A 17,391-nucleotide genomic window follows, 5' to 3' on the forward strand; every position below is an offset into this window, starting at 1 on the left:
GATCATATATATTTGACATAACAAAATTCGGTTGAAAACATTGTTTAGCGAATTTACACAAAATCAAGGGCTTGACTGCTTAAATTGGGAAATCCCCCTATTTCCTTCATAATAAGCGGAGTTTTTCCGCTTATGGTATCCAAATCATTGGATTTTGTCTTATTTAATCAAGTTAGTCGGAATATTTCCGCTTATAGCTGCTTCTTAAGGTTCCTTTATCTACGATAGACGGAAATTCTCCGCCTATGAATGATCAACCCTACACGAAAATCAACAATGAATCATAACACAGCTTATAATTAAAATAACAATCTAGAAAAGAGTGTGAAAGAGAATGACAATTTTAAAAAATAGCGAACAGTGCCTGGCACTGTTCGTGATTCCATTATTGTAGGAAGGTGAAACTATGTTTCGCAGAAAAACCATCAAATTAAGTATTGTAGTTGTAGTGATATGCATGGCGACATGGTTATTCATTAGCTATATGGATTCCAACGTTGAATATTATCATATTTTTGAAGACCATCCTGAGTTGTTTGACGCTGTGATGGATGAAGTAGATGGTATTGAAAAAAGTAAACTGGGGTACCAGAGTAATAACGGGGATATCTTCCTTTACAAGAATGGTGGTAACGCTGCTCCCGACCTGTTTCATCCTGAAGTGAGTACGAACTTACAAGGCAAGATTCAGCAGATTAATGAATTATCGGGGGACAAACTGAGTCAACTAAGATATGTGGAGAGTGATGGGAGAAGCCTCATCAGCTTCGTTTTTGACTGGGAACGGGCATATGGAGACACCTATCATATCGTGTACTGCAAAAGTCGAGATGGAATAGAGAAGTCTTTCGATGAAAATGTTATACATGACCTGAAACAGCTGGATGATGATTGGTATGGAACTAGAATAAGGTGATGCGGGTGGCCAGTCTGTGGGGCAGGTCAATTCGTGGTATTGTCATAGCTGTAAAAATGATCAAGTGCGAATAGTGACAGGCACTGTTCGCTATTGATCGTTTTTGTATTCCTGTATATTGGAGCCGTCTTTAGGGTCTATTAGACATGCGGGCAAATGACCGATCTCCATGTTTCCTTCTTGTCCAAACAAATGTAAGGACAAAGCATCCAAGTAATATAATTGCGCCAATTGTAAAAGGAAGACTCATATGCCAGTCGAATAAGGTCCCGGCTAATGCAGGTCCGATCATGTTGCCCAAACTCATGTAGGAATTATTCATACCAGCAGCATACCCTTGTTCATCGCCTGCTGTTTTCGAAATTAATGTATTGACGGCAGGGCGAATTAAAGTTGTGGCAGTTGAGAATATGCTAGCAAACAATAGGATAAGGAAAAAGCCGCTGATATAAAGCATTCCATATAAACTAATCGATGCAACAAGTAAGCCGAATAAAATGATTTTCATTTCACCAAACATATTAAAAAGTTTATTTAGGACAAAACCTTGAACAACGACCCCAATAAAGCCGCCAACTGTCATGACGATGGCAAGGTCATTTGGGGTGTAATTAAATTTATAGGTTAAAAACATCGTTAATGTTGATTGAAAGTTAGCAATCCCAAATGAGAAGACAAACACAACGATTAATAGAACAAAGTACTTAGTTTTGAAGGATCGTGCCATTTGTTGGAATAGATTCTCACCTTCAACCTGCTCATTTATTACAGGTTTGATGGATGGCAGGATGATGAAAGAGAGAATTCCAGCAATGATGGTAGCGGAGCCTCCAAAATAGAAAGGAAAGTGCAGGCTGACATTGGATAGGAATCCGCCGATTCCTGGTCCAATCATAAAGCCTAATGAAATCGCAGCGCCAATCCAGCCCATCGCTTTCCCCCGTTCCGCATTGGTAGTAATATCCGCCGCGTAGGCCATAATAGGAGGCACGATAAAGGCTGACCCAACACCAGTGAAGAATCTGCAAACAAAAAGCATCCATAGTTCTGTAGAAAGTCCAAAGCCGATTTGTGATAACCCATTCACCAAAAGACCGATGATGATTAAATTTTTCCGGCCGTGGCGATCAGATAAGTTCCCGGCGACTGGAGAGAATATAAACTGGGCAAAGGCAATCACCGCAATAAGAAATCCCAATACCTGCCCGGCGGCACCAAATGTATTCAAATAAGCAGGCATCACAGGGACAATGAGTCCAATCGCACTAAAGGTGATAAACATATCAAACATTAATATATACATGGCTAATCTTTTTGAGGACTTCATCATATTCTCTCTTTCTCATTTATTTCGTATGTCTAAGTAAAAATTATAGTCTTGTTTACTTCGTTAAACAATAAAAAGGAACTGACATTGAAAATGCTCCTGCTTGGTTAATTGGGGACCTTGGAGATATAGTGAATAAAGAGAAAACTGATAGAATTGAATCAGCTATGTCATTTCTGAACCAAATTCAAAATTTACTTTCGCCATATATTCTTATCGATGGGTCAAAGTTCTGAAGGTGCTATTATTGTACATGAAAGATTGTCCCTCATTGATAATAACGAACAGTGCCTTGCGGTTATTTATGGTGAAAAGTATTTCTATATACTTATAATTAAATTAACAATCTTGAAAAGAGTGTGAAAGAGAATGACAATTTTAAAAAATGATTGGGCGCCTTTATTGGAGGCGGAATTTGAGAAAACGTATTATCAACACTTAAGGAAAAAGCAGCAAGAGGAATATCAAACAAAGGTCATTTATCCAGAGCAACCTGATATTTTTAACGCCATCCACTACACTTCCTATAAAGATACGAAAGTAGTTATTATCGGACAGGATCCCTATCATGGTCCAGGACAAGCCCACGGTTTAAGTTTCTCCGTGAAACCGGGAGTGAAAATCCCTCCATCATTGCGAACAGTGCCTGGCACTGTTCGTAAATTTTTTTTAAGACATTGGAATTTATAGAGTGATCACCTTGATAGAGCTTGGATATTCCATGATCTATTTTTATAAAGTGAAAAACAAATAAATTAGGTTAAAAATTATTGTAAAAATATCCACGATGAATTAGAAGAGACAGAGGCAGATCCATTTCAATTACGGCTTGTAAAACCTTCTATCTTATTCCACTCCCATTAAGCGTGCAGCCAGTCATAGTACATAACTTCTCCTGTCTCGAGCACAAAACGGAACGGCTTACTCTCACATCGATTTTCAAATAATTGTTCAAGATAGAATTCTTTTAATTTGTTGGTCAAAATGCCATAAAAGAAGGCAATTGGTTTTACTACAAGCTTGGTAGATTTCAGTTTACGGATAAGTTGCTTAAAGGACTGAATCGCGATAGTGAGAACGTCAACTGTATTTTGTTCACATTCAAATCGAAATGCAGCGATTTGTACCATATGCCAGTATTCTTCAATTGTTTTTGCATCAGAAAAGAAGTATTTTACGGATTGAACAAAAGCTTGAGGAACTTTATCACTAACAAAAGTGTGATCGAGTTCAATCGGCTCTTCCACTACACTTGGACCGGCTGTAAATTGGCGCAGCTTTATTTTAAGTGGATCAAAGAAAACAAGCGAGAGGATAAAAATTTAGATTTTACCATGAGTTTAGAATTTTCTAAAAATTAGTATTGAAAATATTTTGATTTAATAGTATATTTAAAATACAAATTTAATAATTGATAATCGATTATCAATTATCAAAAATAAAAATACTTATTCCTGATCTTCTCTAACTTAACTCACTAGGAATAAAAAATCATAGATTTACTTCAAAGTAAATCGAAGGAAAGGATGAGACAGTCAAGGTGAGTGCAGAAAAAACTTTAGAAATATTAGATTTGTTTAATTTTCAAACTAGGGAGTTAAATGTCCCTCAAATTGCTGAGAAGCTAAATCAGCCACAAAGTTCTGTTTATCGACACCTCCGGGTTCTTAAAGAGAAAGGCTATTTGATAGAAAGTAATGGGGGCCTATACAAGCTTGGTTATCGATTCTTAGAACTTGCTAAAATTGTCAAGACAGACAGCAGCATTTCTTCCATAGCATTTCCAATCATGAGAAATCTTACAAACGAGACGGGGGAAACTTCTATTCTTACTATTGTTTCAGGGCTAAATGCGATTTGTTTAGAAGTGATTACTTCCCCTGAACCAATTAAAGTATCTTCTGACCAAGGAAAAATATTACCGCTTTATGCTGGAGCCTCCTCTATCGCTCTACTTGCCCATATGCCAAGTGAGACCGTAGACGAATTATCAAGGCTGGAATTATTAAAAAGCTTTACGGTAAATACAATTGTTGATCCAGAGCAGCTCAAGGGAAAACTAGAGGAAACCCGTAATAGGGGTTACGCGATTTCAGACTCAGAAGTGGATGATGGAGTAATAGCATACGGGGTACCTATCCGAGATATGGATAATCAGGTTGTTGCAGCATTAAGCATTGCAGGACCACGCGAAAGAATGCTTAAAAAAGATGAACGATCGTTAATTGATTGCCTACAGTTGGCAAAGGATCAGATAGAAAAATATTTATAGGCCACATTTGAGAGGGGATTTTTATGGAGAACTTTGATTTAGTTGTAAGGGGACAATTAGTTTTAGAAGATGAAGTTGTAATTGGTGAAATTGGAGTTAATAACGGGAAAATTAGTTCTATTGTAAAAGAGACCAATTTGTTAAAAGGCAGTAGGGTTCTAGATTTTGGGAAGTCCTTTGTATTTCCTGGAATGATTGATGTCCATGTACATTGTTTTAGCAACCCAAATGAAGGATTTATTACAACAAGTTCTTCTGCAGCAGCTGGCGGTGTGACAACCTTTTTGGACATGCCCTATGATTTACCAAATCCCATTAATAATGTAGATCAGTTTGAAAGAAAAGTGAAACAATTAGAAGCAGAAGCGGTTGTCGATATTTGCTTGTGGGGAACCATCTCTAAAACGGGCGGGACCGACCAGATTAATAAACTAGCAGAAGCAGGTGCGGTAGCTTTCAAAATGTCAACGTTTGAGACTGATGCTTACCGTTTCCCAAGAATTCCAGATCCTGAGATCATGCGCGCGATGGAATTAATTCGTGAAACAGGCTTGGTTGCTGCTTTTCATTCGGAAAATGACGAAATCATTGTCGATCTGATTGATCAATATATAGAGGAAAATAAAGTGTACCCACGTGCTCATATGGAAACAAGACCTCCAGTAACTGAAACAAGTGCTGTGTTAAAACTTTTGGAGTTTGCCTATTGGACAGGTGTTAAGCTGCACATTGTACATGTAAGTCATCCTCGTACCATTGATTTAATTAATTTATTTAAAAAACAAGGTGTACAGGTTACATCTGAAACATGTTATCCATATTTACTTCTCGATGTTAATGACTTAGAAAAGCATGGTCCAAGAGCTAAGAATAACCCGCCTTTACGTAATCCGGAAGACGTTGAGGGATTATGGAAGCACTTACAAGCCGGGGATATTGAACTAATCTCTTCAGATCATGCACCTTGGGGCCTTGAGCATAAGGAGAAAGGTCAAGACAACATTTTTCTTGCAGCATCGGGATTGCCTGGATTAGAAATTATCGCTCCACTTATGTTTGATAGCGGAGTAGCTAAGGGGAGATTAACGCCAGTTGAATTCGCAAAGTTAATGGCACAACACCCAGCTGAGGTTTTCCAAATCCCTGGAAAAGGAAAGATTGCAGTTCAATATGATGCGGATTTCACTGTCATTGATCCAGAGCAGTCTTGGATCGTGGATGAAACAAAGTTCCGCTCCCATTCTAAATTGACACCATTTCATGGCTGTAAGGTCCAAGGTAAAGTTGTACAAACAATCGTTCGAGGTACGACAGTATATGACGGAAATGAAGTAACCGTGAAACCGGGCTTCGGAAGTTTCGTTCCAGGTAAAGCAGCTAAAAAGGTCGTAGCAGGGAGGAAGTAAATTTTGTCCATAAACCAATTTACAGAGATGCTTGAAAAACTTTTGAGTTTAAAGTGGGGGGATATTCCACAGAGTACAATTGAACGGGCAAAATGGATGATTGCCGATACCTTGTTTGCTGCTTGGTACGGTGTTTCATCCCCTGAGCTTCAAAATTATATTCAAAGTGTTGGTACTCGAGAAAAGTGTTCAGTTAACACTATTCCTATTGTGGGAACAGGCATTTATACTACACCACCAAATAGTGCCATCATACATGGTACCGCGATTGTCTGTAACGAATTGGATGAAGGAAATCAATTTGCTAAAGGTCATCCAGCAGCACATTTATTTGCTCCCTCCTTCATCGCGGCAATTGAAAATGATGTATCAGGCCAAGAATTTATCCATGCTTTTATCATTGGGTATGAGGTGGCAGCAAGATTAGCTTACGCCAGCAATATGAATGATGACATGCATCCGCATGGAACTTGGGGCATCATTGGAGGAACCACTGCTGCTGGTATTTTACAGAAAAAGAATAGTACCGAAATTTTAGAATCAGTTCTTTTAGCAGCAACGTTCCCTATCGCTACATCATGGGAAGCAGCGGTTACTGGGATGAATGCAAGAAATTTATATACGGGATTAGGTAGTCTTCACGCCATTCATGCCTTACAGTTTCAATCCTTTGGATTCCAAAGCAGTCCCGGCGTTGTCGATCATCTTTGGGGAAGCATCATGTCAAAGGGAATAGATTATGAGTTGTTCCTTAATGATTTATGGTCACCACCACTTATAGAGAAGAACTATTTTAAGTTGTATCCGTCCTGTCGCTTTACCCATTCTGCCATAGATGCATTATTAGAAAACTTGCAGGAAAAAGAGTTTGACTCTTCCGAAATTTTATCAGGTTTGGTAGAAACATATAGCTTAGCTGCACGTCTAGGAAATCCAGATCCCCAAAATGCACTTTCTGCAAAATTTTCAATTCCGTACGTATTATCTGCTTTGCTGCATGGGAATAACCTCTATGAAAGCGATAAAGAACCTGTTTTCTCTGATCCATCCATTCGCGATTTAGCCAAAAGGATTATGGTTAAAGAAGACCCTGAAATGACAGCGTTGTTACCGAATAAACGGGCAGCCAGGGTGACCCTTATGATGAAGAATGGCAGTCAAGAAAGTAGTTTTGTAGAGGATGCATCAGGCGGCTATGACAAACCACTGCCTGAAAAAAGATTAGTAGAAAAATATAAAAACATGTTAACACAAACTGGTAATGCAAATGAGGTTGAATCCGTTCTTCAAGCAACGATGGGGTTAGATCAGATGAAACATTTTAGCCAGTGGATAAAATCTTTTTCACAAAAAGTAGAAGTATAAAGGAGGGATAGCGTGAGACCGTTACAGGTAAACCTTGACCGATTAAAAAATAATCTCCTTGAATTAGGTTCAAATGCGAATTTGGGAGAAAAGGGATACACTCGACCAGCATTTTCACCAGCAGAAAAGCAAGCTTTAGACTGGCTTAAGGGAAGGCTTGCCAATCTCCCTTTAACTATATCCCAAGATCAATTGGGGAACGTATATGGAAAATGGGGAGATAGAGAAGAGGCGGCTGTTTCTTTTGGCTCACATCTTGATACCGTTCCGGAAGGAGGCCTTTATGATGGAGCTCTTGGAGTAGTCATTGGACTGGAGTGTTTGCAAACTTTAGTCGAACATGGCTATGAACCGGAGGTACCTCTTGAATTAGTGGCATTTGTTGGAGAAGAGGCAAACCCTCTTGGCGGGACATTTGGAAGCAGAGCGGTATCTGGCTTAATCGCTCCATCAGAAGATTTTGATAAGAAGTTGAAGCAGTTTGATTTTATATGGGAGGATTGCCTTTCAGTAAGACGTACAAGTGACGATTTTCGTTGTTTCCTAGAACTTCATATTGAACAAGGAGCAGTATTGGAAACCAACCAAAAGAAAATAGGGATTGTAACAGCTATTGCCGGCATTCTAAGATTATTTGTTACGATCCATGGTCGGGCGAGTCACTCTGGGACCACTCCTATGCCTTTAAGAAAAGATGCATTACTGGGTGCTTCCCAATTAATACAAGAAGTAAATCGATTAGCGGTCGAGGCTCAAAGTGATATTGTCGCAACAGTTGGAGAAATTGGAATCACTCCCAACCTTGCCAACGTGGTTCCTGGTGAAGCGGAATTAATGATCGAGATTCGAGGAAGCGATTGGAACGAAATGAAGAACATTGAAGGCTCCATACGGATATGGGCAAGGGAAAATATCGATGCAGAGATTTCTATCGCCGTAGAGAAACATCCAAATTCCTTGTCAAAGTCCATTCAAGAGAGTATTGAAAACGTTTGTAAAGAGGGAAATGTACCATATCAATATATGTTTAGCGGAGCAAACCATGATGCAAATTCGTTAACTGCGTTAACGGATGTGGGAATGATTTTTGTTCCTAGCAAGGACGGCATTAGTCATCACCCTGATGAGTTTACCTCATGGGAGGACATTGAAATTGGTGCAAATATTATGCTCCAAACGATTCAAGAATTAGCGAAAATTTATACTAAAGTTAGATAAAATCAAAGGTTTATGGGAAAATAAATCAATTTTAAAAAGGAAAGAAGGGGTTATATGAAAAAGTTCCTATTATTCTTAATCATTGTTGTTTCATTAGTAAGCTTGACTGCATGTGGAAGTAACTCTAGCAAAGCTAAAGAAGGAAACAAGGAAACAGCTGAGGGAGAGAACGCTCTAGAAAGAATTCAAAACTCTGGAAAATTAATAATTGGTACAACGGGTAATTATCGTCCCTTCTCGTATATGGACAGTAATAACGAATTGACGGGATACGATATTGAATGGGCAAACATCATTGCCGAAGAATTAGGGGTTGAAGCAGAGTTTATTACAGGTCAATTTTCTGGATTAATCCCAGGTTTAGTAGCTAATAAGTTCGATATTATTTTATCTGGTGTAAACATTACGGAAGAACGCGCTAAATCGATTGACTTTTCTGAACCCTACGCCCAAGACGGAGCCGTTGCTGTTATTAAAAAAGGGTCTAACTCAGTAAAAAGTATTAATGATATTGAGGGTAAAGTTGTAGGGGTAAATGCAGGGTCTGCATTCGAAGAGGTTGTTAAGCAAATTGGAGGATATAAAGAATTAAAAGTATATCCTGGTGCTGCTGAAAGTTTTTCCGATTTAGTTTCTGGCCGTGTTGATGTAGTTGCAATTGGCTTGCCTGCAGCGGCTGAGTATATTCAAAACTCTCCATCTGGAAAAGACATTGAAATTATAGGAGAGCCATTTGATGTTAAGGGAATTGGAGTTGCTATACCTAAAGAACAGGCAGAATTGAAGGCGGAGATTAATCGTATTATTCAAGCTAAAAAAGAAGATGGAACATACAATGAGCTCTCTCAAAAATATTTTGGACTATCTTTTGAAGATCTTGGAGATGAATAGGGGGGGGCAAAAATGAATTGGGATGTAATTACAAATGCGATGCCTTACTTTTTAGAAGGGGCGTTAGTGACCTTAGAAGTATCCCTATTAGCCATTGTAATTGGAACGGTGCTCGGCTTCCTGATCTGTCTTCTTAGGACGTCACACAACAAAATAGTAAGTAGTATCGCCTTTCTATATATCTGGCTATTCCGAGGATTACCTCTTTTGATCATACTATTTTTATTTTACTATGCTGCACCATTTGGGATTACTTTAAGTGCTTTTGCTGCTGCTTTGTTCGCTATGACATTGAACGCAACGGCCTATAAGGCTGAAATTATTCGTTCTGGAATGATGGCAGTTCAAAAGGGTCAAGTCGAAGCAGCTGAAGCTATTGGCATGACTCCTTTACAGATCATGTTTCGAATTCGGATTCCACAAACGGTTCGCCTAATTATTCCACCCTATATAAATAACTCTGTTGTATTACTTAAGGAATCGGCACAAATATCCGTGATTACGGTTCCAGATCTTATGCTTAATGCGCAAACCCAATATAGCAGTACGTATCTTCCTATGGAAACTCTTGGAGTTGCGGCAGTTCTTTACCTTGTTATGACTAGTTCGCTGATGTTAATACAGTCATGGACAGAGAAGAAGCTCAAGACTCAAAACAACAATAAGTGATGGGAACGAAAGGAGGTATATTCATGGAAACCATTAAAATGGAAAATATTCAAAAGAAATATGGCGATAAAATTGCTTTAGATAATGTTCAATTAACGGTCAACAAGGGTGAGGTTGTTTCTTTAATAGGACCCAGTGGCTCAGGAAAAAGTACTCTTCTTCGGTGTATAAATTTTTTAGAGGTTCCATCTCAAGGAAATGTGTTTATTGAGGGGCAATCAATTGATTATAAAGTAAACTCCATTGGCAAATTGACTGTAGCATCTAAAATAAAGATGAGCAAAGTCCGAAGCAAGGTCGGTATGGTTTTTCAGCATTTTAATCTTTGGAAACATAAAACGGTTCTTGAAAATATTATCGAGGGTCCCATGATTGTCAAAAAAATGCCAAAGGAAAAAGCCATTGAAATTGCAGATAAATTATTAAAGAAGGTTGGTTTATACGATAAAAGAAATGAACATCCCAGTGATCTATCTGGGGGTCAGCAACAGCGGATCGCTATCGCAAGGGCTCTGGCCATGGAACCAAGTGTTATGCTGTTTGATGAAGCTACCTCTGCTCTCGATCCTGAAATGGTAAATGAAGTTCTTCAAATTATGACAGGTCTAGCCAAAGAAGGAATGACCATGATGATTGTTACGCATGAAATGGGATTCGCAAAACAAGTATCTGATCGAGTAATTTTCATGGAAGATGGTCAAATTGTGACTACAGGAACACCTGATGAAATATTTGGATCAAATAATAATCCACGTGTTACGAAGTTCTTGCAAAATTTACAACCAGTCAGTTAAAGAGAAATGTAATCGCAGCATCTATCTGTGATTACATTTTTATTTTTAAAAAATTATAAATAAACAAATAGGATTAACGTTTAATAGAAGGTGAAGAGTAATGGGAGTCAAAACCAAACTAATAGATGAGTTTAAGAATTTATATAACTTATCAGAATTTAATGAAAAGAGAATAGCGGAGCGAATTTCTCAAATTGCTTCTATTGGAATGACGAACGCTGGCGGGTCAAATAGAATGGCCTATACCAAGGAAGAACGCTCAGCAAAAGAAACCGTCAAGAAATGGATGTCGGAAATAGGATTAGAGGTTTACGAGGATCAAGCTGGAAATGTATTTGGGCGGCTATCTGGGAAGAATCCATCCCTTCCAGTTGTCCTTGTGGGCTCACATGTTGATACTGTTCCAAATGGCGGCCACTTTGATGGGACTTTAGGAGTTCTTACCGCTCTCGAAGTTGCGCAAGTATGGACTGAAACTGGGTTTGTACCTGATAGGAGTCTAGAAGTTGTAATCTTTTCTGATGAGGAAGGTATTCGTTTTAATGGTGGTTTAACAGGGAGTCGAGTGATGATGGGAGACGCATCTTCTCAATCCCTAAGAGAAGAAATAGATGAAGAAGGTATATCATTTACACAGGCCTTGAAAGCAGACGGGTTAGATATAGAACTTCTTAATAAGGCTGCTCGAAAAACAGAAGAGATCTACGCTTTTGTTGAACTTCACATTGAGCAGGGAAAGGTCCTTGAGCAGCAAAATAGTCCTGTTGGCATTGTGACAGGTATTGCAGGACCGGCTAATTTGTGGATCCAATGGAATGGGGAAGCGGGGCACGCCGGAAACACTCCTATGGGACAAAGGTTTGATGCATTGGCAGCTGCCAGTGAATTTATGACCAAACTTGAAGGTATGCCAGGTAAATATAGTGATACAGCGGTTGCTACAGTTGGAAAAATAGATGTCTATCCTGGGGGGATTAATGTCATTCCTGGTCGTGTGGAGTTAGTTGTTGATGTTCGCGATATTTATTTAAAGAGCAGAGATAACCTGATAGTAAGTATTGAGAATTTAGCTATAGAAATAGCTGAACGGCGTGGTCTGCAAGTAATAATGGAGACAAAATTAAAAGTTAACCCCGTACTGACTCATGATTGGGTGAGGGATATTGTAAAAATTGCAGTAGAGAAATCAGGATTTACGCCTGTATTTTTACCCAGTGGGGCAGCACATGATGCTATGATTATGGGAAAACATGTACCCACTGCAATGATTTTTGTTAGAAGCCAAGAGGGAATAAGTCATAATCCTAAAGAATGGACCACTTTAGATGATATTATTGCTGGTTGTAAAGTACTTAAAGAAGCTTTATATGAGCTGGTGATGTAGTCGGTGTTTTTGTCACGCCCCGTTTATAACCTATCCTCGTATTAATTGGCATTGGGGTTATTTAAGGTGCGGTGAACCATATCATAAATAGTGTTATAGCAGAGAGTAAGCGAACAGTGCCTAGCATTGTTCGCATTTTTTATGGCTCGAAGTGTTTCTAACCCTCCTTTTTATACTTATAATTAAAATAATCTAACAATCTAGAAATGAGAGTGAAAGATTATGTCAATTTTAAAAAATGATTGGGCGCCTTTATTGGAGGCGGAATTTGAGAAGACGTATTATCAACACTTAAGGAAAAAACTGCAAGAGGAATATCAAACAAAGGTCATTTATCCAGAGCAACCTGATATTTTTAACGCCATCCACTACACTTCCTATAAAGATACGAAAGTAGTTATTATCGGCCAGGATCCCTATCATGGTCCAGGACAAGCCCACGGTTTAAGTTTCTCCGTGAAACCGGGAGTGAAAATCCCTCCATCATTACGCAATATTTATAAAGAGCTGCAGGAGGATGTGGGATGCTCTATACCTAAACATGGATACCTAGTGGACTGGGCAAAACAGGGAGTCCTAATGTTAAATGCCGTACTGACGGTCCAGGCTGGAAATGCAAACTCCCATAAAGGTCTCGGTTGGGAGTTGTTTACCAATAGAGTCATAGAAATATTGAATCAAAGGGCGACACCTGTCATTTTCATCCTGTGGGGTAATTTCGCACAACAAAAGCAACAATTGATTACCGGAGCCCATCACTTTATTATTAAATCGCCTCACCCGAGTCCATTGTCTGCCCATAATGGCTTCTTCGGCACCCGGCCATTTTCTAAAGCGAATATGTACTTGAGGGAGATTGGGAGTAATGAGATTGATTGGCGGATAAAGGATCTTTAGGTAATGGGAATGTTTCTATACACCAATAATTTTTTTACACATAGGAATCTAATTCATTGGAAATTATGATACGGTCAGCGTATCGTAAGTAAGTGAGGTTTGATAAATAGATAAGGAATGGAGTGGTCTTAAATGAATCAATTTCTTCAGATGGGAGCAAATACAGTTTTAAGTTCGCCAAAAGGTAATGTTACTGTTAGCCATGAGATTTCTAATTCAATCGATATTTCTTTAACAGCTTTTCTTTTAAATGCTTCAGACAAGGTACAAGGAGATAGCGGGATTATTTTTTATAATCAACCAAAGAGTGCTTCTGGTGTAGCTACCCTTATACCAACTGAAATAGTAGGTAATACAAAAGTACATAAAATTAATTTTGATATGAGTAAAGTCCCTGAAGGTATTACGAAAATAGCGATAACTCTTACAGAGGATAATAGCACGGGATTTTCAAATGTAAAGAATTTAAAAGCAGAGGTACGTTCCGATAATACGATTATCCAGTTAACCCCATCTAGTTTCACAAATGAAAATGGGATCATAGTATTAGAATTATATCTAAGGAATGGCCAGATAAAGGCAAAGTCAATCTGGCGTGGGTTTGATTCTGGACTTGATGGGTTATGTAAAAATTACGGTGTTGAGGTTGAATCTGATGAGCAAAGCAAGCCTTCTGAACCTAAACCTATTCAAAAACAAACCGCAAATGAACCTGATACAGCTCAAACTGTTCCTGAAAATAACACGATGTCACTGATAAGCCTTGAAAAGGTAAAGGGTAAAGTAAGTCTCGAAAAAGGCCAAAGACCAGTGATTATTGAAAAAACACCAGAAATTACGGCTACGGTATCTTGGAAGACTGGGACAGATTATGATATATATGCTTTAGTCTATACAAAGGCAGGTAAGCAGGTAGATGTTGCGATGTTTGGGGCAAAAGGAACACCTCCGCTCAGAAGTTTTGGCAACGGAGCAGTAGAACATATGGGGGATGTTAGGAGAAATAGCGGATCAACTAAGACAGAAGTTATTAAATTAAGGTTAAATAATGATATTCTCGCAGTTGTTCCTGTGGTCTATTCTGCTCAGTCCAATGGGACAGGCTCATTCTATAGATACAAGGTGTCCATGAGTATAGATAATCAAAATGGAACCTCAGTGACCATATCTGCAAAAAATGCAAATAACAATGATAGAATTTATTCCTGTGTACCCGGAATCCTTCATAATACCCCAGAAGGAGTAATGATTAGCCCATTGGAGCTTTATAGTTCACCAAACTCAGAGAATAGACCTAAACTTAAGATGGGTTCTTCCAATATGGTAGAAGTTATAATGGATAAAGGACCAAAAAATGATTACAAGTAGAGCTTATTAATAGGTGTAGGTTTCTAAAGGGTAACTAGATTAAAGCGAACTGTGCCTGGCACCGTTCGCATTTGTAGAGCGATTTGCAACAAAAGGAGAAGAGAAATTGTCTGATGATGATTTCTATTCTCCTTTTTGTTTTTTTTGAAATTTTGATGAACTAAAGATGGTAGAAAATTGTAGAAATTATTGGATAAAAGAGGAATACCGTAGAATTCTGTCGAATAAATTAAAAACTAGGATAAAAGTAGGAGGAATAAAAGTGATACCAAAGTCAATTTCTGAATTAGACCGAATAAAGGAAGAATGTAAATCCATGGTTAATAAAAGAGCATCGGCTTCAGCAGCTGCAGCAGTTATTCCAGTACCAGGGGCGGATGTCGGTGCTGACGTAGCCATTATGTTGGAACTACTTCCTGCAATTAATAGAAAATTTGGATTGTCTCCAGAACAAATTGACGATCTAGACGCAGCAATAAAAGGTAAGATTTTGGTTATTATTTCGTCTATTGGAAGTCAATTGGTTGGTAAGCTAATAACAAAACAAACCATAATGCTATTGTTAAAAAAGGTTGGAGCTCGTGTTGCAGTTAAACAAGTTACAAAGTTTATACCTTTCGTAGGTCAAGCAGTTTCTGCTGGAATTAGTTTTGGTGCCATGAAATACCTTGGAAATTCACATATTGAAGAGTGTTATGATGTTTGCAAACGGATAATCCAAATGGAAAAAGAATCGGCATAAGTCTAAATATTGTAATCCACTCTTAGGTCGGATGTTTTAAGAGTTTCTTAAAGAATGAACAACAATGTAACCCAATATTCCTTCTAAGGGAAGGATTAACTTGCCAATTAGTTTTTCAGATAAAAATTTTTGGAACTACATTCTTTACATTGAAAAAGGTAAATAACTTCGTAAATCAAAATGGTAATAATTACAAAAATATTCTCGTAATGTGAGAGGAGACAGCCATATATGGAATTGGAGAAGGAAAGGGCTGTAACTAACTTGAAACAGATGCTTCAAAGAAATTTGTTTCCTATTACAATGATTTCATCAGTGTTAATTTCAGGTTCAATCGGATTTATCGCTAGTCAAATAGTTGTCAACAATAGTGTTGGGAACACAACAGAGATAAATACTATGAAAAACCAAGTAAATGAAGCTAGAAACAATTCGTTAAAAGTAATAGAATCAGAACTACCAAAAATCATTAGCGAACTAGATAAATACAATCAGGATATAAATTTTGTAGTTGAAAAAGTTGAGTGGCTAGATGGAAAATTAGCTCCTATAAGGGATGCAATAGGTAAATTTGACCCGGCACTTAAAGTCTTTAATGGAGTCAACACTGTGGTTAATCTTCCTATAGGTAACATAAGTAATATATTAGATTTTGCACAGAGTCAACTTGGTGAAATTGATAGCATATTATTTGATTTGGAGAAATTAAAAGTTATTCAACAAGAGATGAGTGATTCTCATCAAAAGTTAAGTTTATTATTCGAAGAATATCAAAAAGAAAAAAGTATTGAACAATTAGTTCAAATTGAACAAGAGTTAAACTCAAACTTGATTTATCAGATTGAAGACTTAAGGAATACTACTATAGAAGCTCATAAAGTTCTTGAACTATCTTCAGGCGTTTTAATTACCGTAAATAAAACTAAATCCCTTATTAATTCAGCCAAGGAAATGGGGGGAAATACGCTAAATGCAATGCAGTTTTGGAAAGAAAATGAAAACATTTCTGAAATTGGAGCAAATGAAAGTTTAGAGAAGGAGTTAGATGACTCTATAGAAAAGATACAAAAGCTACCTAATGATTTAGCTCAACGATCCAAGAGTAGTATTACGTCAATAAGCAATGTTCAAAAAGAGCTGCAGATTATAAAGATAGCACAAATGGTCAGTAGTGAGTGAAGGGGGATAATCCCTCTTTTTTGTTATTTCGCATTTAGATAGGTTACGATGAACCTAGCGAACAGTGCCTGGCACTGTTCGTGTTTTTTATGATACAAAATTAATAACCTCCTATTTATATTTAAAATCTTGAAAAGCGAGTGAAAGAGAATGACCATTTTAAAAAATGATTGGGCGCTTTTATTGGAGACGGAATATGAGAAACCGTATTATCAGCACTTAAGGGAAAAACTGCTAGCGGAATATCAAACGAAGGTTATTAATCCGGATCAACAGGATATTTTTAACGCCCTCCACTATACTTCCTATAAAGATACGAAAGTAGTGATTATTGGCCAAGATCCCTATCATGGCCCAGAACAAGCCCATGGTTTAAGCTTTTCTGTTAAACCAGGAGTGAAAATTCCTCCATCTTTACGCAATATATATAAGGAACTTCAGAGTGATGTGGGTTGCTCGATTCCTAATCATGGGTACTTAGTGGAGTGGGCCAACCAGGGGGTATTGATGCTAAATGCAGTGCTGACTGTCCATGCTGGAAATGCAAACTCCCATAAAGGCCTTGGATAGGAGAGGTTTACTTCAAATTTCTTAATTCCTTTAAAGCAAACTTTTTAGCATTGCCTTTACTTAAAGGTTATTTATTTGCCAATCAATCTCCTTACTCCCAATTCCCCTCAAAAACATATTTGCTTTTGAAAATGGCCGGCTGCCAAAAAAGCCATTATGGGCAGAAAGTGGGCTCGGGTGCGGCGATTTGATAATGAAGTGATGCGACCCGGTAATCAATTGTTGTTTCTGCTGTGCGAAATTACGTTAATAAAAAGATCTTTTATTCAGCATCGAATAAAGGATCTTTTTATTTATTTCCAAATATTGTACAATTTTTATAATATCCAAATAGTACATTAACAAAATGATAGTAACTATACCAGTCAGGGGAAATTCAAAGGATATATTGAA

15 protein-coding genes and 3 pseudogenes are annotated in these 17,391 nt (G+C 37.9%); 15 read left to right on the plus strand and 3 right to left on the minus strand.

Going from position 1 to position 17,391, the window contains the following annotated elements; genetic code table 11:
- The first annotated feature begins 406 nt into the window (after positions 1–406).
- The gene (locus ACY3XC_RS25060) at positions 407–916 is read left to right on the plus strand and encodes a hypothetical protein (protein WP_464871018.1); all 510 of its coding nucleotides are present in this window, start codon (positions 407–409) and stop codon (positions 914–916) included.
- 130 nt (positions 917–1,046) lie between these two features.
- On the opposite strand, the gene ACY3XC_RS25065 is transcribed toward ACY3XC_RS25060, so the two are convergent.
- The gene (locus tag ACY3XC_RS25065) at positions 1,047–2,246 is read right to left on the minus strand and encodes an MFS transporter (RefSeq protein WP_464871019.1); all 1,200 of its coding nucleotides are present in this window, start codon (positions 2,244–2,246) and stop codon (positions 1,047–1,049) included.
- A 366-nt stretch (positions 2,247–2,612) separates the two neighbouring features.
- Between ACY3XC_RS25065 and ACY3XC_RS25070 the strand changes: the two are divergent.
- Positions 2,613–2,888, plus strand: a pseudogene (locus tag ACY3XC_RS25070) (uracil-DNA glycosylase); the annotation flags it as partial.
- 215 nt (positions 2,889–3,103) lie between these two features.
- Here the strand turns inward: ACY3XC_RS25070 and ACY3XC_RS25075 are convergent.
- On the minus strand, positions 3,104–3,490 hold the full coding sequence (locus tag ACY3XC_RS25075) for a hypothetical protein (RefSeq protein ID WP_464871020.1): 387 nt from the start codon (positions 3,488–3,490) through the stop codon (positions 3,104–3,106).
- 293 nt (positions 3,491–3,783) lie between these two features.
- Here ACY3XC_RS25075 and ACY3XC_RS25080 point away from each other — a divergent pair, with 293 nt between their 5' ends.
- The 13 genes and pseudogenes from ACY3XC_RS25080 to ACY3XC_RS25140 form a co-directional block, all read left to right on the plus strand.
- Complete coding sequence (locus ACY3XC_RS25080) at positions 3,784–4,515, plus strand: IclR family transcriptional regulator (protein WP_464871021.1); 732 nt, start codon at positions 3,784–3,786, stop codon at positions 4,513–4,515.
- Positions 4,516–4,538: 23 nt separating this feature from the next.
- The gene (locus ACY3XC_RS25085; RefSeq protein ID WP_179161627.1) at positions 4,539–5,921 is read left to right on the plus strand and encodes a dihydroorotase; all 1,383 of its coding nucleotides are present in this window, start codon (positions 4,539–4,541) and stop codon (positions 5,919–5,921) included.
- A 3-nt stretch (positions 5,922–5,924) separates the two neighbouring features.
- Positions 5,925–7,286: an MmgE/PrpD family protein gene (locus ACY3XC_RS25090; RefSeq protein WP_464871022.1), complete on the plus strand. Its 1,362-nt coding sequence runs from the start codon at positions 5,925–5,927 to the stop codon at positions 7,284–7,286.
- Positions 7,287–7,298: 12 nt separating this feature from the next.
- Entirely contained in the window at positions 7,299–8,504 is a 1,206-nt protein-coding gene (locus ACY3XC_RS25095; protein ID WP_464871023.1) for a hydantoinase/carbamoylase family amidase, read from the plus strand.
- A 54-nt stretch (positions 8,505–8,558) separates the two neighbouring features.
- Entirely contained in the window at positions 8,559–9,395 is an 837-nt protein-coding gene (locus tag ACY3XC_RS25100) for a substrate-binding periplasmic protein (protein ID WP_464871024.1), read from the plus strand.
- A 12-nt stretch (positions 9,396–9,407) separates the two neighbouring features.
- Positions 9,408–10,064 carry an amino acid ABC transporter permease gene (locus tag ACY3XC_RS25105; RefSeq protein WP_179161623.1) on the plus strand — a complete coding sequence of 219 codons (657 nt, stop codon included), beginning with the start codon at positions 9,408–9,410 and terminating at the stop codon, positions 10,062–10,064.
- A gap of 23 nt (positions 10,065–10,087) precedes the next feature.
- Positions 10,088–10,858 carry an amino acid ABC transporter ATP-binding protein gene (locus ACY3XC_RS25110; protein WP_179161622.1) on the plus strand — a complete coding sequence of 257 codons (771 nt, stop codon included), beginning with the start codon at positions 10,088–10,090 and terminating at the stop codon, positions 10,856–10,858.
- A gap of 100 nt (positions 10,859–10,958) precedes the next feature.
- A complete protein-coding gene (locus ACY3XC_RS25115; protein WP_464871025.1) occupies positions 10,959–12,242 on the plus strand; it encodes an allantoate amidohydrolase in 1,284 nt (427 codons plus the stop codon).
- Between the two features lie 219 nt (positions 12,243–12,461).
- On the plus strand, positions 12,462–13,139 hold the full coding sequence (locus ACY3XC_RS25120) for a uracil-DNA glycosylase (protein ID WP_464871087.1): 678 nt from the start codon (positions 12,462–12,464) through the stop codon (positions 13,137–13,139).
- Between the two features lie 132 nt (positions 13,140–13,271).
- On the plus strand, positions 13,272–14,507 hold the full coding sequence (locus ACY3XC_RS25125) for a TerD family protein (RefSeq protein WP_464871026.1): 1,236 nt from the start codon (positions 13,272–13,274) through the stop codon (positions 14,505–14,507).
- 262 nt (positions 14,508–14,769) lie between these two features.
- Positions 14,770–15,249 (plus strand): hypothetical protein, encoded by a 480-nt coding sequence (locus tag ACY3XC_RS25130; RefSeq protein ID WP_464871027.1) that lies wholly within the window; start codon positions 14,770–14,772, stop codon positions 15,247–15,249.
- Between the two features lie 231 nt (positions 15,250–15,480).
- Positions 15,481–16,428 (plus strand): hypothetical protein, encoded by a 948-nt coding sequence (locus ACY3XC_RS25135; RefSeq protein WP_464871028.1) that lies wholly within the window; start codon positions 15,481–15,483, stop codon positions 16,426–16,428.
- 150 nt (positions 16,429–16,578) lie between these two features.
- Positions 16,579–16,995: pseudogene (locus tag ACY3XC_RS25140) on the plus strand (uracil-DNA glycosylase); the annotation flags it as partial.
- 63 nt (positions 16,996–17,058) lie between these two features.
- Here the strand turns inward: ACY3XC_RS25140 and ACY3XC_RS25145 are convergent.
- A pseudogene (locus ACY3XC_RS25145) lies at positions 17,059–17,235 on the minus strand (uracil-DNA glycosylase); the annotation flags it as partial.
- Positions 17,236–17,391: the final 156 nt, after the last annotated feature.

The sequence above is a fragment of the Bacillus sp. CZDM1 genome, assembly GCF_055502545.1.